Source organism: Streptomyces sp. NPDC006711 (genome assembly GCF_042869775.1).
Classification (GTDB): Bacteria; Actinomycetota; Actinomycetes; order Streptomycetales; family Streptomycetaceae; genus Streptomyces.
On the sequence record NZ_JBIAGO010000003.1, the window covers coordinates 363,967 to 389,681 of the forward strand.

Sequence of the window (25,715 nt, forward strand, 5' to 3'; positions counted from 1 at the left end):
GGGCCCGCCCCGGTCCTCAGACGCCGCTCGGTGCCGCGGCCGGCTCCCGCGTCGGTACGGACGCGCGCCGGGGCAGCAGGAACGGCGTGGCCAGCATGAGGACTCCGGCGACGGCGATCGCGGTGCGCGGCCCGGCCAGTCCCGCCAGCACGCCCCACAGCGCGGTCAGGCCCGCGGTGGTCGCCTTGCCGGTGACCGTCCACGCGGACAGGGTGCGGGCCACCACGTCCGTGCCGGTCTGTTCGAGCCGGTAGGTGGAGAACACCGGGTTGAAGACGCCGCAGGAGGTGATCAGGCCGAGTTCGACGCCGGCCACGAGTACGAGCCCGACGGCGCCGGGCCGCACCAGCACCAGGCCGAGGACCCAACAGGCGCGCAGCACCCCGCTGGTCGTCATGACCCGGTGCTGCCCGAAGCGCGCCACGAGCCGGCGCGCGAGCCGGGCGCCGATGAGGCCGCCCACGCAGGGCGCGCCGAAGGCCAGACCGTACTGCCAGAGCGGGAAGCCGAGCGGGCCGAGCATGAGCGAGGCGAGCGGCGGCATGATCGCCATGATCAGAGCGTTGACCACGAGGGTGTTGAAGAACAGCGGACGCAGCGTCGGGTGGCGCAGGATGTGCCGCCAGCCATCGAGCAGGTCGCCGGGCCTGATCCGGGCGCCGGCGCGGGCGGGCCGTGCCTCGTCGCGGCCCATCGCCCGGATCCCGGACGCGGAGAGCAGATAGCTGACCGCGTCGGCCGTCACGGTGGTCATCGGCCCGAACAGCGCGACCGCGAGGCCTCCGAGCGGGGGCCCGGCCATGGTGGCGGTCCACATGGTGGATTCGAACCTGCCGTTGGCGACGAGCAGGTCGTCGGGCGGCAGAAGCGCCTTCAGGCACGCGCCGCTCGCGGCCCGGAAGGCGATGTCGGCCGCGCTGACCACGACCGAGACGATCACGAGCTGGGCGAAGCCGAGCCGTCCGAGCGCGAACGCGGCGGGCACGCTGAGCACCGCCGCGAACCGTACGAGGTCCGCCGCGATCATCACCGGCCGCTTGCGCCGGAACTCCACCCACGGGCCGAGCGGCACCGCGAGGAGCGCGCCCACCGCGAGGCCGCTCGCGGCGAGCGCGGACACGGCGGCCGGCCCGGCGTGCAGAACGATGATGGCGATCATCGAGAACGCGTCGAAGGCCAGCATCGTGCCGACCGTGCTGACTCCGTAGGCGGCCCACAGCCACCCGAACCGCCGCCCCAACGACCGTCGCCCGTCCACCCGCACACCCTCCGCCGCTCCCGTGGCACACCCACGGTGACCAGCGGGATCAAAGCGTCCGGCGGGACGGCGAGTCAAACAACCGCCGGGCTTGGCGCCACAACCGGGCAGGCGCGCCTTGCCCGACGGGCGTAAACCGGACGGTCCGTCCGGGATGAAGACCATGGTGTCGACAGACTCCACGGCCGCCCTCCACAGTGGCCTCCTCAGCCTTCGTGACGATCAACGACGGCCAACACAGAGGAGTTTCCGTGACGACATGGGCAGGCCGCACCGCTGTGGAGATAGCCGACGCGGTGCGCCGCGAGGAGGTCTCGCCGCGTGAGGTGGTCGCCGATCACCTGGCCAGGATCGCCGAAGGGGACGGCCGGGTCGGCGCGTTCCGGGTGGTACGCGCCGAGGCCGCCCTCGCGGAGGCCGACGCGGTCGGCGCGCGGGCCGATCTCGCCGGACTGCCGCTGGCAGGCGTGCCCGTGGCGGTCAAGGACAACGTGCCGGTGCGCGGCGAGAGCACCCGCAACGGTTCGGCGGCCACGTCGACGGAGCCGGCCGCCGCCGACCATGTCCTGGTGGCCCGGCTGCGCGCGGCGGGTGCGGTGGTGGTGGGCCTCACCCACGTGCCGGAGCTGTGTGTCTTCGGCACCACGGACGGCGTGCACGGCATCGCCCGCAACCCCTGGGACCTGACGCGCACGCCGGGCGGCTCCTCGGGCGGCAGCGCGGCCGCGGTCGCCGCCGGCTTCGTGCCGCTCGCGCTGGGCAACGACGGCATGGGATCCCTGCGCATCCCCGCCGCGCACTGCGGCCTCGTCGGCCTCAAGCCGGGAAGCGGCCGGGTCCCGCGCGAGCTCGGCGGCGGCTGGTACGGCATGTCGGAGAACGGCCCGCTGGCGACGACGGTGGCGGACGCGCGGCTGATGTTCTCCGTGCTCGCCGGCGAGGCGGCCGAGGACTTCGGGACGCGGACCGCCCAGTCGCCCGGGGGCGCCGGGCCGGGGGGTGGTGGCGAGGGGGGCGTCGCTCAGGGGGCTCCGGCCTCCGCCCGGCTCGCCGTCGCGTTCTCGATCCGCAGCCCCATTCCCGGCGTACGGGTCGGCGCGCGGTACGCCGCGCTCGCACGCGAGGCGGCCAGGGCGCTGGCCAGGGCGGGGCACGAGGTGACGCTCGCCCACCCGCCGTATCCGCTCTCCTTCGGCACGGTCGTCCTCGCCCACTGGGCGGGCGGCACGGCCCAGGACGCCGAAGGCCTCGACCCCCGGCTGTTGACACCCCGCACCCGGCGCCACGTGGCGCTGGGACGGTTCGCCTCGCGGCTCGGCATGCTGCGGTCGGACCACAAGGCGGCGCTCAACCGCCGCCTGGAGCCGTTCTTCACGCGGTACGGCGTGCTGATCACCCCCGCCCTCGCGCGTCGGGGCCCCGCGGCCGATGCCTGGCACGAGCGCGGCTGGCTGGCCAATGCACTGGTCAACACCGCGTGCTCGCCGATGACTCCGCCATGGAACCTGTCGGGGCGGCCCGCCCTCGCGGTGCCCTTCGGTGTGCTGCCGACCGGCCTTCCCGGCTCCGTCCAGCTGGTGGGGCGGCCCGGCTCCGAGCACCAACTCCTGGATGTAGCAGCCCAGTTGGAGCAGCTGCACCCCTGGGAGCGCACGGCGCCCCTGAGCGGTGGCGCGACCGCACCCGCCCAGGGCCCTAGGTGAATCTTCAACAGACCTTCCCCGCAGGGGAGTTGAGGGGTCCGGAGATGACCGGTGCCATGCGCGCATGGCATGATCATCTTCACGTTACCTGTCAGTAACGGCCACTCCCCCGACCGAAGGTCTCACCTACGTGCGCACGCTCACCAGACGCCTCCTGCTCCCCGGCCTGACCGCGCTCGCCCTGGCCGGCACGGGCTGCTCGGCGCCGGGTCACACCCCGGCCGCCGGGCAGGCGGGCGCCGACGCCCCCGCCTCGACGGCTCAGGAAGCCCAGCAGCTCGAAGTGAACGCGGCCCCCCAGGGCTCGTCCGCGCCGACGCCGCTGGCCCGCACCCGTACCGGCACGAGCCGGCCGGAGAAGTCCTCGCTGAAGGTCGCCTCCTACGACAAGGCGAGCGGACGGGCCGTCATATCCGGCTCACCGCAGGCGCCCACCGCGAAGCCGACCCACTCCCCCGGGCCCGCCAAGCCGGTCGCCGTGGGCGACGTCATCGCGAGCGCACCCGCGCCCGGCGCCCCCAACGGACTGCTCGCCAAGGTCACCGAGGTCGTGGGCAGGAGCGACCGCGGCACCGAGGTGAAGACCGCCGCCACCACCCTGGACACGGTCCTCAAGGACGACAGGGCCGATGGCAAGGTGGCGGTCGACCCGGCGTCCGTCACGGTCGTACCCCTCCTGAAGGGCGTCACCTTCTCCTGGGCCAAGGGCCAGGGCGTACGGTTCGGCCCGCAGGGCGCCAGGCTGCCGATGGGCAATCTGCGCCTGGACGTGAACGCGGCGGTGGACACCGCCAAGGACGCCCCCGCGTCGGCGGCCGCGTCGGTCTCCGGCTTCGTCCAGCTCGCTCCCCAGGTGGAGTTCGCCTACGACGGCGGCAAGCCGGGCGGCGCCGGCGTCCGTTCGGCGTTCCTCGGCATGAGCGGTGACTGGTCCTCGCAGTGGGCGCTCAAGGGCCGGGCCGCCGCGAGCACGGGCGCGCCCAAGAGGATCCCGTTCGCCAAGCTGCACAGCGCTCCGGTCATCCAGGTGGGCCCGGTGCCCGTCGTCGTCAACCTCGACCTGACCTGCTACGTGCAGGTGGAGGCCGACGGCCGGGTGACCCTCGACGTCCAGCAGGACGTCAAGGGCGACTTCCGTGTCGGCGGCGGCTACACCGCGGGCAAGGGCTGGGCGCCGGTCAGCACATCGGACGTGCACAGCACGCCGGTGAACGCGAGCGTGTCCGCCGCCGGCAAGGTCAACGGAGCGCTCGGCGCCGAGGCGTCCGTCGGCCTGTACGGGGCCGTCGGGGTCACGGCCGACTTCGCCCCGTATCTGCGGGGCGAGGCCGACGCCAGGGCGACCGCGTCCAGTGACGGCAAGGCGTCGGCCACCGCGTCCTGGGCGGTGTACGGCGGCTTCGACCTGAGCGGCCGGCTCGAATTCCAGCTGGCCCTCTTCGGTACGCCGGTGATCGAGCACCGCATCCCCCTCGGCACCCTGCACCGCGAGTGGCCGCTAGCACAGGGACACACCGCGGGGTAGGGCCTCTCGCCCGGTCCGGCCGGGCTCGCGGGTGGACCGGACCGGGCTCGCCCGGCCGGGCGCCGGGCATCAGGCCGGACGCACGCCCGTGTGCACGGTGGTGGCCGAGAGCAGGAACGCGTCGGGCCGGTGCAGGATCCCCTCGGGGGATTCGGAGTCGAGCAGGACGTCGAGGGTCTTGCGGTCCTCCGCGTCCAGGGACTCACTCATCTTCTCGCGCAGCCGCGTCAGCTGGTCGTGCAGGAACTGGCGGCCCTGCTCACCCAACGGGGCCGGCAGGTCCAGCAGGAGCGTGAAGCTGCCGGTCCGCACGAGCCCGGCCCGGCTCAGCATCGCGGGCCAGTCCTCGACCACCGATGCGCTGCCCGGCAGTTCGGTCCGCATGATCTCGAACCAGTGCTCCTGGACGGCGTCGAGCCGCGCCTGGAACCCCGGCCTGCCGAGGCCGATGTCGCGCGGGAGGCAGCGCACGGGCAGCCCGCCCTCGGCCACGGCGAGCAGGCCGCCGGGGTTCAGCACACCGGCCAGCGCGTCCAACGCGCCCTGCTGGTCGCCGAGATGGTGTACGGCCTTGCTGCTCCAGACCAGATCCGCCCGGCCCACGCCGCCTTCCCCGGCCCCGTCGCCCTCCAGAGCGCCGGGCAGCTCCGCGTGCCGGGCCGACACCCGCGCGCCCAGTCCCAGCCCTTCGGCGCGGGCCAGCGTGTGGTCAAGGAGCGCGGGCGCGCCGTCCACGGCGACGACCTCGGCGCCGGCGAATGCCTCGGCCAGCACGCAGGTCATCACGCCGGGGCCGCTGCCGATGTCGAGGACTCGGCGCACCTCATGTCCGGGATCCAGCAGTTCCCCCAGGCGGGCAGCCGTTTGGCGCAGCACAGGAAGCTGGAGTTCACCGCTGTTCTCCAGATGTGCGGCCATCGCCTCCCAGTCGAGATCGCCATGGTGGTGCCCGTGCTCGTGACCGTCGCGGGGTGCCGAGTCGACGGCCGAGTTGTGGTGTGTGCTCATGTCCGGGAGCGTGCCCCCGCCGCACAGCACCGGCAACTATCGTTGCCGGTCCCGGGACGATCTGTTACGAAGCGTCCGCTGCCGTGCGCAGGCGGGCACGCGCGTCCTGAGCCGGGTCACTTCGGCCGGCCCGCGCGCGGACCCGCCCACTCGCGGTCGAGCTCCCGCGATCCGCGCGGTGCGGCCGCCGCCGTGTGCAGGACGCGCAGCGCGAGCAGCAGGACCCCGACGTCGTCCAGGTAGACCGGGTCGGGCAGGAGGTCGACGGGGCTGATCACATAGGCGAGGGCGCCCCAGAAGGCGGCTTTGTGCGTCAGCGGGATCCCGGCGTCCCGGAGGATCTTGCGGGCACGGACCAGGCGTACCGTCAGGACGACCGCCGCCACGGCGGCCGCCAGGAGTACCAGGCCCGCCAGGACCAGGCCCGCGGTCACTTCGGTGCTCATCGAGCCGCCTTCCGTCGCTTCTTGGCGGGGATGCTACTGAAGCCGGCTCTCGGCGGACTCCGGCTCGCTCTCGTCGGGCAGATGGACATCGCTCACGGCGATGTTCACCTCGACGACCTCCAGTTCCGTCATGCGCTCCACCGCCGCGATGACGTTCAGCCGGATCTCGGCGGCCACCTCGGTGATGCTCACGCCGTACTCGACGACGATCTCCAGGTCGATGGCGGTCTGCCGTTCACCGACCTCGACCTTGACGCCGCGCGTGATGGGCGCGCGGCCCGGCCGTATCGCGCCGAGGGTACGGGCGAAGCCGCTGCCCATGGCGTTGACGCCCGGCACCTCGCGGGCCGCGAGCGCCGCGATCTTCTCCACGACCCCGCCGGCGATGGTGGTGCGGCCCCGGGTCGCGGGCGTCTGACCCGGACCGCTCTTCGCCGGCTCCAGGGTGGTGCTCTGCGGGGGCGTGCGGAATTCGTCCGTCTCGGGCTTGCGCAGGGTCTGGCCCATCGGCTCCGCCATGTGAAGCCACCTCCTTGGGGAGTGCTGCGGCGGCCCGGCCGGCCGCCCCTTCCCTCTCCGGGTACCGTGCCTTCGGCGGATCATGCGGGTCCGGGGGCGCCCGCGTGGAGCGAGGGGCGCCGCCCGGTACGGCGCGCGCGTCAGCAGCCCGGTGCCCCCTTGCCGCCGCGCTGGGGCAGGCTGAGGTTGGGTGTGCCGTCGGGGGGCCAGGTCAGGGCGACCGTTCTGGTCGTGCCGTCCGAGCCGAGCTGGACGACGGGGGTGGGCTTGCCCGCCGGGGCGCCGTCACTGCCGAACGAGAGCCATCCGCTGGCCCCCGGCAGCATCTGCGCGCAGTAGAACTGGTGCAGGATGCCGGTCTGGAGGCCGGGATTGCGCAGCCCCGCCGCGTCGTGCCGGCCCGCGCTGATCGCCGCCACGGCCGCGTCATGGGTGAGCATGGCCTGGCCGCTCCCCAGGTCCACCGGGTCGAAGGAGAGCGTCGGCACGTCCTTGTCCGCCGTCAGTTGCTGGCCGGTGCAGGGGTCGGGCCGTCCGGTGAAGGCGGCCCAGAACTGGTCGTAGTTGTGCTTGGCGTCGGAGCCGGGACACTCGGTGCCCCACTCGTCCGGGCTGGCCAGCGCGGTGTAGGCGACGGTGACCCGGCCCGATGCGATGCCGCCCAGCACCCCCTTGTCGTGGATGCTCTCCGAAGCGTCGTCACCGGCGAGGATGTGCAGCTGGGAGATCCCGCACGGCGCGCCCTGCACCCAGTTCTCCACGAACGCGCCGAGGTCGCGGCCCCGGCCCGCGAAGTACACCACGGACGGATTGGCCTGGCACAGGTTCGCGTGCATGAGGTTGAACTGCTGCACCAGATAGTCCTGACGGCCCGAGCCCGCGGAGAGATCTCCGGGCGAGGTGTACGGAAGCACGGTCACCGTGCGGTTCTGGGCCCGAAAGCCCGTCTTGGCCGCGTCGGCGAGCGTCTGGGTGTAGTCGTCGCCGGTGACGCTGTCCGCGACGACGGCGAGCGAGGTCACGGCCGGCTTGAGGGTGGAGACGTACTGGGTCGCGGCGATCACCGAGTCCGCGTTGGTCGGGGAGACCCGGAACAGGTCGGTGATCCGCTTCTTGCCGGCGGGGTCGGAGGGGTCGATGCTCATCGAGTCGCCGGTGACCGTGGATCCGATGACCGGGATGTGCAGTTGGGAGGAGATCGCGGCCGCGGCGTGCCGTGACTGCACGGTGCTCTGGCCGAGACCGACGACCGCCGAGATGTGCTCGGCGTTGGCCTTCTCCTTCAGCCGGTCCACCGTCACCTGCCAGTCGGCGTACTGGCTGCCCATGTTGGCGAGGTACAGCTTGATGGCGGGTGTACTGCCGTAGGCGGCCGTGTTGTTGGCCCGCCACACGGCGGTGAGGGCCCCTTCGATGTTGGGGTAGAGGGAGCCGTAGGTGAGGGTGTCCACGTCGGACACGGGCGAGAGGTCCAGCATCAGGACGACGCTGGTGTAGGGGCCCTTCACGCCGTCATTGGCCGCCTTGACCATGTTTTCCAACTCCCGCATGCGGGCCGGTTCGTGGTCGGTGAACGGCGCGCTGTCGAGGTTCACCCCGGCGCAGGCGAGCGGGGTTCCCGTCGCGGTCATGCCGGCGCCGCAGGTCAGCGAGGGCGGGAACAGCCGGCCCCAGCCCCAGCGGCCGCCGAAGACGAGACCGGTGAGGATCACGAGCGCCGCGATGACCGTGAGGACCGGGTGACGGCGCAGCCGGCCGAAGCGGGGATTGCCTACAGCGGGTGGCATGGACACTCCTTGCGGTGCGATCGGCGGACGCGGGGACGCGCGGCCGCCGCGGGGCTAGGCGAAGGCGGCCGCCGCCTGCTGGAGCGGACTGACGTCCAGCAGACGGGAGTTGTGCGCGAGGCGGGTGAACGATTCCTGTATCTCGCCGTCCCAGCGCCGGGTGTGCTCGGTGAGCGGGTCGTGGTAGAGCCACAGCAGGGCGAGCAGTTTGGCGGTCGCCACCGCGCGGACGCTCTGGCCGCCTTCCCCGACGCCGTCCAGGAGCAGGGCGTACGCCTCCTGGGGTGAACGCTTGTACAGCAGCCGGCAGGGCGCGGAGGAGAGGTAGTCGAGCAGGCGGATCCACGCCCGGTGGTCCTCGTCGAAGCGGTCGGCCAGGGCCTCGGCGACCGGCGTGAAGCGGCCGAGGGCCAGGTCGTGGAAGAGCCGTCGCTCCACGGCCGCCGCGTCGCCCCCCGCCACCGGGAGCGCGGCCAGCGCGTGTGCCTGCCCCGCGAACACGTCGTGCCAGGGGTTCACCTCGTCCGGGCGGGCGGGCCGCGCGGCGTTCAGGGCGGTCAGGACGGAACGGGCCAGCCACGGGTGCAGCGTGGCGGGGCCGTCGGCGTCGTCGCCCCAGCCGATCCCCCGGATGCGCGAGGGGCGGTGGGTGAAGGTGCTCACCCAGAGGTCGCGGCGCAGGAGTTCGAGGCTGCGGGGCAGTTCCGTGGAGGTCTCGGGCAGCCTCGGGTCGTGCGCGGTGCGTACGTCGGCGAGGTACGCGGCGGCGAGCACCACCGCGGGCGCGGTGCTCCACGCGGCGCCGGGGACGGTCAGCCCTTCGGGAAGGCTGGTCTCCAGGGCGTGCGCCCACAGCGGTGTGCCCTCCTCGTCGGCCGGCGCGGTCAGCGAGAGCGCGGGCCCCGTGCCGCGCGGCGGGTGCTGGGCGCCGACGGGTTCGCCGAGGACGGTGGAGACGGCGCCCCGGTGGCCGCCGGTCAGGCGGTGCACCACGGATGCGGGCAGCGGACGGCCCGGGGAGGGATCGGAGCGGTCCATCGTGTAGGCGACCTGGTCCTCGGTCATGGGGTCGAGCCACACGGGATACCACCAGGCGGCCGTGGGAGCGCGCTCGACGCCGACGGCCGCGTCGTTGCCCCGGGCCCACAGGGCGCGGGTCGCCCGGGACAGCAGCGGTACGCGGCGTTGCGGCGTGGCGGCCAGTGGGGTGGAGCGCCAGGGCTCGCACCACCACGACGTCCATTCGGACTGCCACTGTCCGCACGCGGCGAGCACGAGAAGCGGGTCGGCGGCGCCCGAACCGTCCGGGTCCGCCAGCTGGTTGCGCGGTCGCGCGGCGGCGAGTTCGCTCACGAAGCGCCGCCCGGCGGGGGTCTGCGCGCCGTCCACCAGGAGCACCCAGGCGTGGTCGTGCCGGTCCCCGCGCGCGCCCCGGACCGGCAGCACGCAGGAGCACGCGGAACGCAGCGGCGGATGGCGCTCGGCCTGGTCCTTGACGTCGGCGAGGAAGGCCGCCATCAGCGGGCCGACCGCGTGGGAGCGCGAGGTGGAACTCAGCCTGATCAGCGCGTCGATGGAGCGGGCGGACTCGGCTTCGGGAACGGTGTTGTGCCAGCGCAGCGCGTCCCGTACGCCCCAGCGCGCGGCGCTCTGCAACAGGGACCCGATGACGGGCTTGGCCCGCTCGCGGACGGCGGAGACGACCTCGCGGGCGGGCCCGGACACGAGCGGGCTCAGCGCTCCCTGGGCGACGACGTCCATGGTGGTGGCCGCGGCCTGCTCCAGCTGCCGGGCGACCCTGCCGCCCCGGGTGTTGCGGGTGTACTGCTGGATGAGCTCGCGTATCTGGTCCGCCGCCCGCCCCCGGTCGGCGTCCAGGTTCTCGTTGAGGGCCAGGAGCCCCAGGCCGAAGCGGTGGAAGACCGGTCCGTGCCGCAGGTTGTCCCAGCCGCGCATCATCTGGAAGGCCGCGAGGGCGGCCGCCGAGACCGGATCGACCGGGTTCTCGTCGAAGTCCAGCGTCGCGTGGACCACCGTCGCGCCGCAGGCCCGCGACACGGCCCGCAGCAGATCGGTCTTGCCCGACTGCCGGGGCCCGAGCAGCGCCACGATCGGCTGCCGTTGCCCCGGGTACCGCCACAGCATGTGCCGCAGGAACGCCTCGGCGCCCTGCGCCACGTCAAGATCCCCCACCCGTGCTCACCGCCCCCCCGGAACCGACGCGCACAAGGCGCACCTTCCGCATCGATTGACACGGAAGGTAACACCTCAGGGACACGTTGCGACGGGTGTTCGCGCACATCGGCGGATCGGATCGGCGCTGGTGGGGCAGTTGCGGGGATTTGCGGCGGGGGTGGTCAACCGGTGGCCCCAACTCCGGCTTCCGCTGGGTCAGTTGGCGCAGTCCTCGGGCTCATTCAGCGGGCAGGGAGGTGAGGGGAGCGGTGCGCAGATGGGCCCGCCCCGAGCGGACCGCCCAGGCGAAGACGGCGAGCGCGAGGACGCCCACCACGAGGGAGTCGTACGGCGCCGGCAGACGGCCCGAGCCCGTGCCGAACGTGCCGAGCCAGGACAGCAGGGTGAGGGCGGCGAGGTGGAAGACGAGCCAGGCGCCGTTGCGCAGTTCCTCGCGCGGCGGCCGGCCCTCGCTGTCGCGGCGCAGCATCAGGAACAGCGGTACGCCCGCGAGGACCAGGGGCAGGGCGAGCCGCAGGTGGTGCCAGCCGGACCAGTAGATGAACTCGCTGGCCACGACGAAGCTGACGGGCGCGATCCAGTGCACCCCTGCCACCTGCCCCGGCGCCGGCGGAAGGCCCCGCTCCTTGCCGTGGGCGCGGAACGCGGCGACGGCGACGGCGGAGGCCGCGTACACGAGCAGATACATGTCGCCCATGACGCTGACGATGTCCTGCCAGCCGCCGAACGGCAGCATGAACAGGATGATCACCACGAGGTTGAGGAGCAGCGCCCTGCGGGCCATGCCGGAGCGGGGGTCGATCCGCATGAAGAAGCGGGGCAGCAGGCCGTTCTTGGCCAGGGCGTAGGTGTGCCGGGCGTCGATGGCGACGCCGACGTAGGCCGACCCGCCGGGCGAGACCACGGCGTCCGCGTAGAGCAGGGTGGCGAGCCAGTGCAGGTTGAGCACGAGGGCCAGCTGGCCGAAGGGCGAGTCGAAGTTGACGCCGTGCCAGCCGTGGCCGAGCAGGGATTCGGGGACGGTGAAGAGGAAGGCCAGTTGGAGGCCGAGGTAGACCAGCACCGCGAGAGCGATGCCGGTCAGGACGGCGCGCGGCACGGTACGGCGCGGGTCGCGGGCCTCGCCCGAGAAGTCCAGGGGTGCCTGGAAGCCGTTGACGGAGTACACGATCCCGCCGCCGGCCAGCGCCGTCAGGCAGGCCGCGTAGCCGTACGGCGCGAAGCCGCCGTGGTCGGTGAGGCGGCCGGCGTGGGTGCCCGAGAGGAACAGGGCGACGACGGTGAGGACCGGGATGAGGACCTTGAACAGGGAGACCAGGTTGTTGAGCCGCGCGAAGGCGCGCACGGCGAACCAGTTGAGCGCCGTCAGGAGCACGCTCAGACCTGTGGCGACGGCCAGTCCCGCGCCGGTGAGACGGCCGTGGTCGTAGAGCCCGGGCAGATAGTGCGCGGCGTACTGCATGATCGCGCTGATCTCGGCCGCGGTGCCGCCGACCGAGAGCAGCACCGACCAGCCGATGACGGTGCCCACCAGGCGTCCGCTGGCGTACAGCGGCCAGCGCACGGTGCCGCCGCCTTCGGGGCGGGTGGCGCCGAGCTCCACCATGACCAGCGCCACCAGGGCGCACAGGACGCCGGCCGCGACCCAGGAGAGCAGCACGGCGGGCCCGGCGGTCTGCGCGGCGAACATGGCGGCGAACAGCCAGCCGGAGCCGAGGATGTTGGAGAACCCGATCGCGGTCAGGCTCCAGAATCCGAGCTCCTTGCGGAGCCTTCGCTCCTCCCCGAGGACCGTCAGGACCCCGGGGCTCTCCCCCGGCTGCGTCGGCCGCACGCGCACCCGCCTCCTTGTATCACCTCACGGGACATGACCTCATGGGACATGACCTCACCAGCACCAGCGTGCTCAGCGTGTCATGTTCCGCGCCAGGTGTCCGCGAGGAGGGGCGGCCGAGTTCTACCAGGTTTCGACGGCGAAGCTGACGCCCGCCAGGTCGGTTTGCAGGCTCAGCTTCTGGTCGTTGCCGGTGATGTTCACATCGACGGTGCCGTTGGCGCAGGCCAGGTGGACGGTTTCGATGTCGCGCCACATGTTTCCGTCGTGGATGGCGACGCGGACCGCGCCGGTCGCCGGGACGTCGGTGATCTGGTCCATGCCGAGGTGCAGCCTGCGGTTGTAGCTGTCCCACGCGGTGCCGTGCGGGAGCAGGACCACGGTGGGCTGGCCGCCCGGTTCGACGCGGCCGGTGATCCATTGGGGCATGTCGGTCTCCTGATGGGGCGGTGGGGGCTGGTGAGGCGGTGCGGGCTGGAACGAGAGCGCCCAGGCGCGCAGTTCGGCGGTGCTGGCGAGGTGGCAGTAGTCACGGTCGAGTCCGCCGGAGTCGCCGTACTGGTGGAAGAGCCAGGGGGCCTGGATGCCGGGGTCGCCGGCCGCGCGTCCTGCGGTGGCGATCCACAGGAAGTCGGCGCAGTAGCCGTCCTGGTCGACGTTCCACCAGTAGTCGAGGTTGGCGTACATGCCGACGGGGTTGTGCGGCAGGCGGCTCTTGGCGCGCCGCAACCAGGCGTCCTTGTAGGCGCGTTGGGTCGCCTTGGGCACGCCGGTGTTGGCCGTGTCGTAGCCCTCCCAGTCGAGGATGACGACGTCGCCGGGTCGCCAGTCGACCTGGTCGATGAAGTAGTCGGCCTCGGCCCGGGCGCTGTTGTTCATGTTCGGGTAGTGGTAGCCGCCCCACACGAGCCCGTTGGCCTTGGCGTGATCGCGCTGGGAGACCCAGCGCGGATTGATGTACGAGAGTCCTTCGCTGACCTTGACGAAGGCGAAGGACAGGCCGCTCGTACTCGGTGTCGACGACTGGTACGAAGCCCAGTCCTGCCCGTAGATCCCCATCTGACGCCTTCCGCGAGCGGGCCGGAACCACACCTTTCTGCCTGTTGCTTGCCCGCGTTGGAGCGGCCCGACTCCCCGGGTCGGCGTGTCATGTCCGTCGCTTTTCCCTGGCACGCCAAGGGCCGCCGACAACGCGTCGGCGGCCCTGTGTCCTGCGGTGTTACGGGTGTTCTCACATGGCGCTTGTGCGGTTCGCGCGGCGCCTGAGGGTGAGGGCGATGCCGGCGCCGGCGGCGGCGAGGGCCGCGGCGATGAGGCCGGCCGGCAGGAGCGCCGACGAGGAGCCGGTCTCGGCCAGCTTCTCACCGGCGGTCTGGGGGGCCGCGCCGTTGCCCGAGCCGCCGGTCGCCGAGGCCGCGCCGGAACCCCCGGTGCCGGAGCCGCCGGTGGCGGAGGCCGTGCCGGAACCGCCCGTGGTGGACGCCGAGCCGGATCCCCCGGCGGGCGGCGCGGGGTGCTGGGGGATGTCCTTGACCGACTTCACCGAGCCGTCGGCGTTCAGGAGCACCTGCTTGCCGTTGGGGTGGCGGAAGTCGAAGGCCGATTCCAGCGAGTTGGCGCGGGCGTCGAAGGAGGCGTCACCGATCCGCCCGGTGCCCCAGTTGTCCTCGATGAAGCGGGTGATGGACGCCTGCTCGGTGCGGGTGTGGTCGACCGAATTGACCTTGCTGTACGGGGAGATGACGAGCAGCGGCTGGCGCGTGCCGGGGCCGCAGCGGTCGGCGTAGCCCCCGGCGGCGGCGGGACCGGCCTGGCAGGCGGGGCTGTCGGGCGCCTTGCCGTCGGAGCCGGGCTTGCTGTCCTTGGAGCCGTTCTGCGGCGTGGCGTACGCGTGGTCGTACCAGCCGTCGGAGTCGTCGTAGGCGATGACGACCGCGGTGTCCTTCCACTGGGGCGACTGCTGGATCTTGTTGATCTGCTCGACGAGGAAGTGCTGCTCGTCGATGGGGTCGGAGTAGGCGGCGTGGCCGTCCTGGAACTCCGGCGCCTTCAGGAAGCTCACCGCCGGCAGGTTGCCCGTCGTGAGCGCCGTGTCGAAGTCGGTGAGGTCGTAGTTGTGGTTGGCCTGCCCGTCGTGGCCGATCTCGGCGGTGTTCCCGGGCGGCAGGTGGTGCGGGTTGGACGTCGACTTGTAGTACTGGAACGGCGAGTGGTGCGGGCTGTAGTCGACGGCCGCCGCGCCGCCCACGTTGGTGTGGGTGACGCCCGAGCACTTCGCGTAGTCGCCCTGCTTGCCGGACCAGGCGGTGCTGGGCCGGAAGCCGCCCTGGAACCAGCCCCAGCTCACCTTGCGCTGGTTGAGCAGGTCACCGATGTTGCGGCCCTGCATCGCCGCCAACGCGTTCTTGCTGGTGTGGTCCTTGTCCGAGCAGTCGTCGAAGGCCGGGTCCGGGTCGTTGACCAGGGTGCCGACCCCCTTGGCGTCCGGCGAGAGGACCGTGTACGGGTCGGGCTTGGCGGTCTGCTTGGGGTGCTCGCTGCCGGAGGCGGGGTCGGTGGAGATGACGCCGTGGGTCTGCGCGGAGACGAGGTTGATCGCGCCCGGTGTGGAAGGGCCGTAGGTGGTGCTGAAGGAGTTGTCGGAGAGCGAGTAGTGCTGGGCGTAGTTCCACATCGCGGTGACGGTGTTGCCGTCGTAGTAGTCCATGACCAGGCCGGGCTCGCCGAACAGGTTGCCGGAGCACTTGCCGGAGTCGGTGTTCTGCACGTAACTGTCGGCCTTGCCGCCGTTGGCGGCGTACTGCTCGGGCCCGTAGCTGTGGTTCTGGTCGCAGGTCATGGCCTGCGCGGGGGTGAGCCGCTTGGGCAGGTACTGGTTGGGGTTCTTCGTCAGGAGCCCGGCGGCGCGCAGGGTGTTGATGTCGTTGGGCGTGTGCGGGTCCGCCGTGAACTTCGTGCCGTCGGTGTTGGCCGCCACCGGGTAGGCACCGAAGTAGTGGTCGAAGGACACGTTCTCCTGGAAGAGCACCACGAGGTGCTTGACCGGGGTGGCCGTCCGGTCCCCTGCGTGGTCCGCGGAGTCGGCCGCGGCCGGGACCGTACCGCTCAGCAGGCCCAGCGCCGCGGCTCCCGCGAACGCTCCCCACCGTCTGGCCCAGCGTCCCGGACCCGCCGCGCTGCCTTTGCTGCCCATGCTCCGCGTGCCTCCATGGCGTCCGGCGACCGGCCGCCGTCGTGATGTCGTTGACAAGGGTGATGCTTCGCGCGGACCACTACAGCGCCACGGCGCCACCATGTCCTCCCGGTGAACAGACCGTCAGGAATTTCAGGCCAAAACTTGACCCTCTGTTGGTGAAGGAGCAGCCCGGTGGTGCGAGCTCAGCCGAGCAGGGCCCGGCCGAACCAGTCGGCCCGGTCGCGCACGCCCGGCAGGGCGAAGAAGTAACCGCCGCCGAATGGCTTGATGTAGTCCGTCAACGGCTCGCCCTTGAGCCGTTTCTGTACGGTCTCGAACTGCCGGGCCAGGTCCTGCTGGTAGCAGCAGAAGATCAGGCCCATGTCGAGGTCGCCGTTGGTGTCCATGCCCCGGTCGTAGTTGTAGCCGCGCCGCAGGATCCGCGCGCCCTCGCTCGTCCCGGACCGGGGGTTGGCGAGCCGGATGTGGCTGTCCAGCGGGATCACGTCGCCCTTGGGGTCCTCCGCGAACTTCGGTACGTCGAACTCGGCCGAGCCGTCAAGGGGCGCTCCGGTGTCGCGGCTGCGCCCGAACATCCGCTCCTGCTCACTGAGCGAGACCCGGTCCCAGAACTCCACGAGCATGCGGATCAGACGTACGACCTGATAGCTGCCGCCGGCCGTCCACGCGGGCTCCGCGTCTCCCGCGCCCACCCACACCAAGCGGTCCATCGCGGCGGCGTCGGCGGTGTCCGGGTTGGCGGTGCCGTCCTTGAACCCGAAGTGGTTGCGCGGCGTTCCGCTCGGCCGGGGCGGGCTGGTGTAGCCGTCCATGCGCCAGCGCACCTGCATCCCGCCACGGGTGTGCCGGGTGATGTCGCGCAGCGCGTGCAGGACCACGTCCGGGCTGTCGGCGCACAGGTGCACGCTCACATCGCCGTGGCACCAGGCCGCGTCGAGGTCGTCGTCGGGGAAGGCCGGCATCGCGGTGAGCCGGGCCGGCCTTCGGCCGCTCAGGCCGAACCGGTCGTCGAAGAGGGAGGCGCCGACGCCCGCGGTGACCATCACCTGGCCGGTGGGCCCCTGCGGTCCGAGCACACCGGAGTCGCTGGGCGGCGCGGTGATGCCCACGGGGTCGGGCGTGCCCCCGGTGGCGAGGAAGCGGGCCCGCTCGGTGAGCGTACGCAGCAGCTCGGTGAGCTCCCGGCGGTCGCTCGCGGTCACGTCGAAGGAGACCAACGCCGTTGCCCGCTGCGGGGGTTGGAGGATCGCGGCCTGGTGCGCGCCGTGGAAGTCCACGTGGGCCACGGCGCGATGGGCCGCGTCCGCCCGGGCCGGGCGGGGAATCGCGCCGGACAGGGCGGCCCCGGTGACCGCGGTGCCCACCCCCGCGGCCGCGCCCCGCAGGAAGCCCCGTCGTCGTACCTCGTTCATGCCGTCCTCCGCGCGTCGCAGATCGTCGCCACGGGGGCGAGGAGTTCCACCGCCTGCCCGATGTCGCTGTTGATCCGCTGCCTGTCCTGGTGGCCGAGCCGGGCCAATGGCGTCCAGGTGCCGTCGCGGTGGAAGCCGTCCAGGGTGTGCTGGGTGCGGTCGAGCCAGGCGTCGAGACGGGGCAGGTCCGCATAGCGGCTCGTGAGCAACGGGCGCAGCAGGGTGAGCAGTTCGCGGGTGCCGTCGAGGTTGGCGCGGGCGGTGGCCACATTGGTGCCGCTGCCGTAGTCGGTACGGCCCGTCAGCTCGGACCCGGCGGTGGCCTCCAGGATCTCGTGGGCGCGAAGGCCCAGCTGGGCGGGGTCGAGCCGTTCCTGGGGCCAGCTGTCCCGCAGGGCGCGCACGGCCCCCGAGAGCCGGTCGGCGGGCCCGCGCAGGGACGCGGCCGACTCGCCGTGCCACAGTCCGTACTCGACGCGGTGGAAGCCCTCGAAGTCCGTGGCCGACGCGGCGTCGGCCGGGGCGGGGCCCGAGCCGTTGATGGCGGCGTCGGCCTCGCCGAACGCGTCGTAGGCGGCGCCCATCCGCTCGTAGACCAGGTGCGCGGGCAGCCAGGCGGCGCGCGCCGCGTCCAGATCACCGTCGTCCACGGCGCGCTTCAACTCATCGGTGCGGTCGGTGAGTTCGAGCGTCTTCGCGGTGATCCACCGCTGGTAGGACAGGGCCACCGGGATGAGGTCGTGCTGGGTCACCGGGACCGCCGCCGGGCCACCGCCGGCCGGCGGCCCCGTGATGGTCACCGTGGGCCCGGTGACGGCGTCGGCGTCGTCCGGCAGGCACTTGAAGGCGTAGGAGCCGCCGCCGAGGACGACCCGCATCTCCCGCGTGGTGCCGGGGGCGAGGCCTTCGATCTCGCCGTGGACGGCGCCGGTCGTGGTGTCGGTGAGGTCGACCTCGGCGGCCGTCGTGGAGGTGTTGCGCAGCGCGAAGACCTGGGGGCCCGGCCGCGCGCCGCTCCACCCCTCGCCGCAGGAGCCGGGCGACACCTCGACGACCGTCGGCCCCTTGGTGTTCTGGCTCCTGGCGTCCGGGCGGTCCTGCCCGAAGGAGGCGGCCGCCCAGACTCCCCCGCCCACCACGGCGGCCACCGCCAGGACGGCGGCCGGCCGCCGCAGACCCGCCGGCCAGGACCTGCGGGCCGGCGCCCCGGCCCCGCCCTCGGCATCGGCATCGGCCGGCACCTGACCGGGCCCCTGGTCGGGCTCGCTCATCACGGCGCTCCGTTCGTGTCGGTGGGAGGACGACGCCGCTCATGCTAGGCATCCGGCCGGACCCGAACGCGCATCCGGGTGGCCGCGCGTCCAGATTTACCCCCGAGTTCACCAACACGTCACCGGGGCCGGCCGGGAGCCGCGCGGATTACGCCGCGTCCCCGCCGACCCGGATCACGATCTTGCCGTGGGCGTGACCCGTCCGGCTCAGCTCGAACGCCTCCGCCAGCCGGTCCAGGGGGAACGTCTCGGCGACCGGGACCTTGAGCTGTCCCGCGTCCGCGAGTCCCGCGAGTGTGTCGAGCCCCGCGCCGTCGGGGCGTACCCACATCCACTGGCCGCCCGCCTCCATGACGGACGGGTCGGCGATCGAGGCGTGGCGTCCGCCGTCGCGCAGCACGGCCCGGGTGGTGTCGAGAACGCCGCCGACATAGTCGACCACGACGTCCACGCCCTCGGGGGCCAGCGCCCTGACACGGTCGGCGGCGCCTTCGCCGTAGGTCACGGGCTCGGCGCCCAGGTCGCGCAGCCGGTCGTGGTTGCGCTCGGAGGCCGTGCCGATGACGCGGGCGCCCAGGGCCCGCGCGATCTGTACGCCGAACGTGCCCACACCGCCCGCCGCGCCGTGCACCAGGACCGTGTCGCCCCGGCCGGTGCCGAGCCGGGTGAGGGTCTGCTGCGCGGTGAGCCCCGCCAGCGGGACACCGGCCGCCTCCTCCCAGCTCAGGGACTTCGGCCGGCGCGCGAGCGCCCGTACGGGGACCGTCACGAACTCGGCGAAGGTGCCGCCGTGGACGTAGTCCTTGCGGGCATAGGCGAAGACTTCGTCGCCCTCCTTCCACTCGGGTGTGTCGATGCCGGTGCGCTCCACCACACCGGCGACGTCCCAGCCCGGGACGACGGGGAAGACGGTGTCCATCATGCCGTCGAGGCCACCGGACATGATCTTCCAGTCGACCGGGTTGACGGCGGCGCAGCGCACCCGCACCAGCACTTCGCCCGGGCCCACCTTGGGCAGGGGCTGCTCGGTGAGGCTCAGCACGCCGTTGTCCCCGTAGGCGCTGTACGTCATGGCCTTCATGGTGCTCTTGTCACTGCTTGCGGAGCTGGTGGGCATCGCGTGCTTCTCCCGGTGTCGAGGTGGGCGGCGGGGGCGGCCCGCCGTGCGGCGGCCGCCCGTCCGGTCCCTACGATTGTGGTGTGCGCCGCGTGGGCCCGCTTCCCGGGCGGTCCGGCCGCCCGGTGAGGGGCCCCCGCGCGGCTCAGCCGGCGTAGACGTCCTCCACGTACCGGCCCTCGGCGGTCAGCCCGTTCAGCCAGCTCTCGGCCTCCTGCTCCGAGGCGCCCGTGCGCCGCGCGTACAGCTCGCGGAAGGCGGCGCGCACGCCCGGGGCCATGCGGCTGCCGTCGCCGCACACGTAGACCCGCGCGCCCGCCTCCAGGAGCGGCCAGAGCTCGTCCGCGTCGGCGGTGACGCGGTGCTGCACGAAGCGGCCCGCGCCGTCCGCCGGGGCGCTGAAGGCGGGACGCAGCGAGAGGACGCCGGCCAGCTCGGCGGCGCGCAGTTCGTCGGCGTGCAGGAAGTCCGCATCGGGCGCGTCACAGCCGAAGTAGAGGATGGCCGGGGCGCTCTGACGGTGCGTCAGGCGGTCGGCGACGGCTCCCCTGAAGGGCGCGAGGCCCGTGCCCGCCGCGATCATGATGACCGGCTCCGCCGCGTCCGGCGCGATGCGGAAGGCTTCGCGGCAGGGCTGGACGCGGGCGAGCACGGTGTCACCGGGCCGCAGGGCGTGCAGGTGCCCGGAGCCGGTGCCGCCGGGGTTGAGCGCGACCATCAGATCGGCGTGCCGCGGGTCGCGGGCGGGTGAGGAGGACACCGAGTACTGGCGGGGGCGCAGCGGGGGCAGCAGGTCGAGGAGGGTCGGCCAGTCGAGTGCGCCCCGCAGCGCCGGATGGTCCTCGATGAGGTCGATGAGGGGGCGCCGGTCGTCCGCCGCCAGGTGTTCGAGGGCGGCCCGCTCGGGCGGGCAGGGGTTGTGGGCGGCGAGCAGGGCGATCTGTTCACGCGTGGGCCTTGCCCCCAACTCCACGTAGTGGGTGAGGAGTTCGCGTACCGACAGGGGGCGGTCGAGCGGCAGGGCGTCGGGGGCCGCGCCCCGCGCGTGGACGCTGAGTACGGTGTCGAGGTCCACGCCGAGGGCCGCCGCCGCGCGGGCCGCGGCCTCGGGGGTGTTGGCGGGCAGCACGGCGAGGTGGTCGGCGGTGCGGTAGCCGACGCCTTCGGGCAGGGCCAGGCGGACGAAGCGCTTGGGTCGGGGGTGGCCGGGCGCCGTCAGATCGCGGGCCTCGGTGACGGTCATCTCCCGCAGGCCGTACCGCGCGGCGAGGGCCTGCCGGGGTCCGCCGGTGATCTCGGTGACGGTGTACGCCACCTCCACGGGCGCGGCTGCGGCGCCCACGCTGTCGGGGTCCCCGTACCGTTCGAGCAGCGCGTCTCGCAGGCCGAGCGCGAACCGCCGTACCGCCGCGTCGAGTTCACCGGAGGCGTCGGCCTCGGCGCGGGGCAGCAGCCGCTCGCCCCCGAGGGCGGCGAGCCGGTCGTCGATGAGGGTGGGAACCCGCTGGTAGGTGGCGGCCCAGTTGCGGTCGCCGACGCCGAGCACCGCGTACGGCACCGCCGCGGCCGAACCCGGCTCCGCCTCCTCGACCCACCGCACGAAGCGGGCCGCGTCGTCGGTGGGCTGCCCGTTGTAGGAGGCGGCGACGATGACGACGGGACGGTCCTTGGGCAGCCCACCCGCGTGGGAGTCCAGCGGGGCGACCTCGGTGGTGAGGCCGAGGGCGGTGGCCTCGGCGGCCAGACGCTCGGCGAACGCACGGCATGTGCCGTAGTTCGTGCCGTGCAGGAGCAGCAGGCCGGTGCCCTGACGGACCCGGGTGGGCAGCCCTGGCGCGGGATCGGATGCCGCGGTCTCGGCGCGGGCGCCGGCTGCGGGCAGCGCCGCCCGGTTCAGGGCGCGGTCGGCGGGGGTGCGCAGGACCGGGGAGAGGGTGAAGCCCTCGGGCTTGAGGGTCAGCGTCTCCTTGATCCGCAGCTGGTAGCCGGCCGAGTCCACCAAGCGGTAGCGGTGGGCGAGCAGCGCGAGCAGCATCGTCGCCTCGTGGAGCGCGAACTGCCGTCCGATGCAGGCCCGTTCGCCGGTCCCGAACGGCTTGTAGGCGTGCGGCGAGCGGGCCGCCTCCGCCTCGGGTGTGAAGCGCGCGGGGTCGAAGAGCTCCGGGTTGTCGCCCCAGGCGGGGTCGCGGTGCAGCATCGGCGTGAGCACGGTGACCAGGTCGCCCGCGCGCAGCGGAAGGCGCCCGCCCAGCACGGTGTCCTCGCGGGCCTGCCGGGTGAAGGCGGCCGCCGTGGGCCACAGCCGCAGCGCCTCGCTCAGCACCTGCCGGGTGAACCGCAGCCTGCCGATGTCCTCGAACGTGGGCTCGGGGTCCTCGGTGTCGCCCCACAGCTCATCGGCCTCGCGCTGGACGAGGCGCAACGCGGTCGGGTCCTTCAGCAGGTGGTGAAGCGCGAAGGAGAGGGTGCCCGACGTGGTCTCGTGGCCGGCGATGAGGAAGGTGATCACCTGGTTGCGGATGTTGGCCGCGTCCAGGGTGGTGCCGTCCGCCGGGTGGGCGGCGCCCAGCATCAGGCCGAGCAGGTCCTCACCCGTGGTGCCCCCGTCGCGCCTTCGGGCCGCGATGACGTCGTCGACCACGGAGGAAAGGTAGGCGGAGTCCCGCTCGAACTGCCGGTCCTGCTCGCTGTGGTCGGCGTCCGGGCTCCGGCCGATGCGGCGCATGCTCCACTCCAGGCAGCGCACCATCGCCTCGACGAAGGGGTGCGGGGTGCTCCGGCCGAACGAGTCGAAGTCGAAGCCGAACCCGGCGAGTCCGATGGTGTCCAGGGTCATCCGGGTCATGTCCTCGGAGACGTCCACCGAGGCGCCCCGGGCCGCTTGCCGGTCCCAGCTGTCCCGTACCCGGCGTGCCACGCGCAGCATCGCCGGATGGTAGGTGCGCATCGAGCCGAGCGCGAAGGCGGGCATGAGGATGTCGTGCGCCTTGGCCCAGTTCGGCTCGTCGTTGTACGCGGTGAACAGGCCGTCGCCCGCGAAGTCCCGCACGTAGTCGAGGATCTTCGAGATGCCCTTGGAAAAGCGCGTCTCGTCGGCGAGTTCGGTGACCAGGGCGAGCGAACCGACGAACACGTGCTGGTGTTCGCCGAGGCGGCGCCGGAAGAACGGGCCGTGCACGCGCGCCAGCTCCATGGTCTGCTGGATGGGCGTCTCGCTGAGGCCGGTGGCCGTGATGTCCACGAGCGGGATCGCGTCGGCTTCGGCGGTCTTGGCGGCGGTAGGGATCAGGATCGTGTCCGTCATGGTTCAAGCCTCACCCGCCCGGTGTGCCGCCGCGCGGCGGCCGACTGCATGATTGTGCAGTGGTTTTTCGCGTCCGGCACTTGCGGACGGGCCGGACAGGAGGCGGTGGACACGCGGTATGGCCGACGAACAGGCGCCGATGGAGGACATCAGCACGTGGCGCAACCACTTCCTGACGCTGCTCGACCGCATCCCGATGCCGATCGCGGTCTGCCGGATCGACGGGGAGGTGCATGTCGCCAATCCCGCCATGGCCGCCGAGTGGGGCACCGTGCCGGGGCGGTTGCGCGGGCGCTCTCTGCGCGAACTCTTCACGCCCCGCTCGGAGGACCAGATCGAGCGGCTGGTCAGGGCGCTGCGCACGGGGCGGACATCCCGCTACCCCATCGAGGTGACCTGGCGCTCGGGCGCGGACGGGGCGGAGCGCCAGGGCGAGTTCACCATCGACCCGATCATGGGCGCGCCCGGCCCGCCCCCGGTGCTCCTCGCCATGCTGTACGTGCGGCACGAACGGCCCGAGCCGCCGCCTTCGCCGCGTGGTGCGGTGAGCGAGGCGCAGGCCCGCATCCTGGCGCTCGCGGCGTCGGGCGCGACCACGGCCGCCATCGGCAAGGCGCTCGGCCTGACCGTGGACGGGGTCAACTACCACCTGACGCGCCTCTCCCAGCGCTGGCGGGTGCGGGGGCGTACGGCGCTGGTGGCCAAGGCGTACGCACTGGGCATCCTGGCCCCGGGCCAGTGGCCCCCCGCCCCGACGTCGTAGCGGGTCGCGTTTTCCATGCCCGGGCCGCGCGGGGCCGGTCGCGCGGTTCCCCGCGCCCCTGAGCATGCGACGCGGCCCCTGGACGGCACCCTCAGCCCGTCATGGGGCCCCTGGCGCTCAACTGCCTTGGGGAGATTGAGGAGAGCGCCCTCAAGGCGCGAAACGGGGCACCGGACGTAAGTCCGCAACCTCGCCTGCCAACCGCACGGTTGACACCGCGTTCTTAGAACGGTCTTACAGCTCCTCGCTATCACTGCGCCATGGACACCACCCCGGCGAAGCCGCCCCGCCCCCGCCCCCGCCGCACCCTCCTCACCCTCGCCGTCACCACGGCCCTGGCCACCGGCATGGCCCCCGCCGCCGACGCCGGAACCCCAAGTCCCGCACAGGCGCGCCTCGTTGACGGCCGCGTCGAACTCCCTCTGCGCGGCGGCACGGCCGACATCGACCCCGCGACCCTGCGCGTGGCGGCCCGGACCGCCGACGGCCGCACCGTAGGGATGTCGGACCCCGCCGCCGACGCTCCCGGCCGCCCGAGCGGCGTGACCCTGACCGGCCGGGGCGCCCGATGGTCCTACCCCGCCCGGGGCCTGCGCGCCGAGGCACACACCGAGCACGGCAGGCTGCTCGTCACGCTCACCTCGGACCGGGACGCGAGCCTGAGCTGGCCGGTCACCGGCGCCGACCCCGCCGCCGGTTCCCTCCAACTCCCGCGCGGCGAAGGCCTCTCGCTGCCCGTGCGCGACACCTTCTGGAACTCCGCGCGGGCCCAACTCGTCGGCTCCACCGAGGACATGGCCTCCCAGCTCACCCTCCCGGCGTGGGGCTACACGCTGCGCGGCGGCCTCGGTGTGAGCTACCTGGCACCCACCGACATCGGCACGTCGCTGGCGTACGCCGCACCGGACGGACGCCTGCGCGCCACGGCCCAGCACAGCTTCTCGCGCGCCGACGCGACCGGCACGTACACCGTCGCCTTCAGCCTCACCGACGGCTCCCCCGTGGCCTCCGCCCTCGACTACCGGCACTGGCTCAGCGAGCACGGCACGCTCGGAAACCTCGGCGAGAAGATCCGCGAGAACCCTCAGACCGGCGCACTGCTGGGCGCCTTCCACGCCTACGTCTGGGGCGGAGCCCGCCGGGCGCCCGCCATCGAACGCCTCAAGGCGCTCGGCGTCTCCCGGCTCTGGCTCGGCTACGACGCCGACGACGCCCCCATGAAGAGCGAGGACATCGCGGCGGCGCGGCGAGCCGGATATCTCGTGGGCCCCTACGACTCGTTCGCCAACGGACGCGACAAGGGCCCCGACACTCCCCCGAACGCGCTGTGGCCGGACGGCGTCTACCCCTCCTTCTGCGTCCGCAGGGCCGACGGCACGCCCCAGGCGGGCTTCCACCATCAGGGCTGCTACCTCAGCTCGGAGGCGTTCGAGCAGGCCGAGCCCCAGCGGCACTATCTCGCGGACCGGACGCGTTCCCTGGTGGCGGGCGGCGCCGACAGCTACTTCCTCGACGTGGACGCGGCGGGCGAGCTCTTCCGCGACCACGACGCCGCCCATCCGATGACCATGGCGCGGGACCGGGCCAACCGGCTGGCCCGGATGCGGCGCCTGACCGAGGGCACGTACGATCCCCGGGCCGCCGGGCGCGCTCCGCTGGTGCTCGGCTCGGAGGCCGCGGGATCCTGGGCCAATCAGGTCCTGGCCTTCGACCACGGTTCGGGCACGGTGGTCGACGGACGCCTCTGGCCGATGGAGACCGGCCATTTCGACACCACGTCCGACCGGCCCAAGGACGACACGGCGTGGGGCGGCTATCTGCCGGCGGCGGCCCCGGACACCTTCTTCAAGCCCGTCCGCGTCAGCGACTTCAAGCCCGAGCACCGGGCCTCGGTGGCCGACGCGCTCAAGGCGATGTACGACCCGGCCTACCGGGTTCCGCTGTACGAGACCGCCCTGCACGGCTCGCTGGTCAATGGGGAGCGCTGGGAACTGCCCTTCGGCAAGCTGCCCGAGGAGAAGACGAACAGGGCGCTGCTCGCGATGCTCTACAACACCCCGCTGAACTTCGTACTCACTGACCAGGACCGGAACAACGACCAGAACATCCGCGAACTGGCCGCGCTGCAAAGCTACTTCGCCCCGCTCCACCAGGCGGCGGGCACCCAGGAGCTGACGTCGTTCACGTGGCTGACGGCCGACCGCAGTGTGCAGCGGACCGTCTTCGGCGGCGGCACCCTGACCGTCACGGCGAACTTCGGCGCCACCGCCCACGCCGGGCTCCCGGGCGGCTGCGTGGACGCGACGCTGAAGGGCGGCGCGCCGCGCCGGCTGTGCCCGGCGAAGATCGTGTCGTAGCGCGGGCCCGTCGCACCCG

17 protein-coding genes are annotated in these 25,715 nt (G+C 73.0%); 4 read left to right on the top strand and 13 right to left on the bottom strand.

Annotated elements, in window-relative coordinates:
* Positions 1-16: 16 nt before the first annotated feature.
* Entirely contained in the window at positions 17-1,258 is a 1,242-nt protein-coding gene (locus ACFYM2_RS09410; protein ID WP_388459303.1) for an MFS transporter, read from the bottom strand.
* 251 nt (positions 1,259-1,509) lie between these two features.
* Here ACFYM2_RS09410 and ACFYM2_RS09415 point away from each other — a divergent pair, with 251 nt between their 5' ends.
* Positions 1,510-2,961, top strand: coding sequence for an amidase (locus ACFYM2_RS09415; RefSeq protein WP_388834715.1), 1,452 nt, complete (start codon positions 1,510-1,512; stop codon positions 2,959-2,961).
* Between the two features lie 130 nt (positions 2,962-3,091).
* Positions 3,092-4,486 (top strand): hypothetical protein, encoded by a 1,395-nt coding sequence (locus ACFYM2_RS09420; protein ID WP_388834718.1) that lies wholly within the window; start codon positions 3,092-3,094, stop codon positions 4,484-4,486.
* A gap of 69 nt (positions 4,487-4,555) precedes the next feature.
* Here the strand turns inward: ACFYM2_RS09420 and ACFYM2_RS09425 are convergent, their stop codons facing one another.
* The 12 genes from ACFYM2_RS09425 to ACFYM2_RS09480 form a co-directional block, all read right to left on the bottom strand.
* Positions 4,556-5,494: a class I SAM-dependent methyltransferase gene (locus ACFYM2_RS09425; RefSeq protein ID WP_359005465.1), complete on the bottom strand. Its 939-nt coding sequence runs from the start codon at positions 5,492-5,494 to the stop codon at positions 4,556-4,558.
* 116 nt (positions 5,495-5,610) lie between these two features.
* Positions 5,611-5,940 carry a YkvA family protein gene (locus ACFYM2_RS09430; protein WP_350228675.1) on the bottom strand — a complete coding sequence of 110 codons (330 nt, stop codon included), beginning with the start codon at positions 5,938-5,940 and terminating at the stop codon, positions 5,611-5,613.
* A gap of 33 nt (positions 5,941-5,973) precedes the next feature.
* Positions 5,974-6,459, bottom strand: a complete 486-nt coding sequence (locus ACFYM2_RS09435) for an Asp23/Gls24 family envelope stress response protein (protein ID WP_359005462.1) — start codon at positions 6,457-6,459, stop codon at positions 5,974-5,976.
* A 140-nt stretch (positions 6,460-6,599) separates the two neighbouring features.
* Positions 6,600-8,246 (bottom strand): ABC transporter substrate-binding protein, encoded by a 1,647-nt coding sequence (locus ACFYM2_RS09440; protein WP_388459312.1) that lies wholly within the window; start codon positions 8,244-8,246, stop codon positions 6,600-6,602.
* A gap of 54 nt (positions 8,247-8,300) precedes the next feature.
* Entirely contained in the window at positions 8,301-10,439 is a 2,139-nt protein-coding gene (locus ACFYM2_RS09445) for a hypothetical protein (protein WP_388834722.1), read from the bottom strand.
* Between the two features lie 220 nt (positions 10,440-10,659).
* Positions 10,660-12,276: an APC family permease gene (locus ACFYM2_RS09450; RefSeq protein WP_388834725.1), complete on the bottom strand. Its 1,617-nt coding sequence runs from the start codon at positions 12,274-12,276 to the stop codon at positions 10,660-10,662.
* Positions 12,277-12,399: 123 nt separating this feature from the next.
* The gene (locus tag ACFYM2_RS09455) at positions 12,400-13,335 is read right to left on the bottom strand and encodes a glycoside hydrolase family 25 protein (RefSeq protein WP_359005452.1); all 936 of its coding nucleotides are present in this window, start codon (positions 13,333-13,335) and stop codon (positions 12,400-12,402) included.
* Positions 13,336-13,507: 172 nt separating this feature from the next.
* A complete protein-coding gene (locus ACFYM2_RS09460; RefSeq protein WP_388834727.1) occupies positions 13,508-15,469 on the bottom strand; it encodes a phospholipase C in 1,962 nt (653 codons plus the stop codon).
* Positions 15,470-15,654: 185 nt separating this feature from the next.
* Positions 15,655-16,884 (bottom strand): iron uptake transporter deferrochelatase/peroxidase subunit, encoded by a 1,230-nt coding sequence (gene efeB / locus ACFYM2_RS09465; RefSeq protein ID WP_359005447.1) that lies wholly within the window; start codon positions 16,882-16,884, stop codon positions 15,655-15,657.
* A complete protein-coding gene (locus tag ACFYM2_RS09470) occupies positions 16,881-18,155 on the bottom strand; it encodes an imelysin family protein (RefSeq protein WP_388834730.1) in 1,275 nt (424 codons plus the stop codon). Before ACFYM2_RS09470 ends, efeB begins: the two co-directional genes overlap by 4 nt.
* A gap of 148 nt (positions 18,156-18,303) precedes the next feature.
* The gene (locus ACFYM2_RS09475; RefSeq protein ID WP_359005441.1) at positions 18,304-19,272 is read right to left on the bottom strand and encodes an NADP-dependent oxidoreductase; all 969 of its coding nucleotides are present in this window, start codon (positions 19,270-19,272) and stop codon (positions 18,304-18,306) included.
* Positions 19,273-19,417: 145 nt separating this feature from the next.
* Complete coding sequence (locus tag ACFYM2_RS09480) at positions 19,418-22,576, bottom strand: cytochrome P450 (protein WP_388834733.1); 3,159 nt, start codon at positions 22,574-22,576, stop codon at positions 19,418-19,420.
* 118 nt (positions 22,577-22,694) lie between these two features.
* Between ACFYM2_RS09480 and ACFYM2_RS09485 the strand changes: the two genes are divergently transcribed.
* Both ACFYM2_RS09485 and ACFYM2_RS09490 read left to right on the top strand, forming a co-directional pair.
* On the top strand, positions 22,695-23,339 hold the full coding sequence (locus ACFYM2_RS09485; protein WP_359005435.1) for a PAS domain-containing protein: 645 nt from the start codon (positions 22,695-22,697) through the stop codon (positions 23,337-23,339).
* Positions 23,340-23,599: 260 nt separating this feature from the next.
* A complete protein-coding gene (locus tag ACFYM2_RS09490; protein WP_388834735.1) occupies positions 23,600-25,696 on the top strand; it encodes a glycoside hydrolase in 2,097 nt (698 codons plus the stop codon).
* Positions 25,697-25,715: the final 19 nt, after the last annotated feature.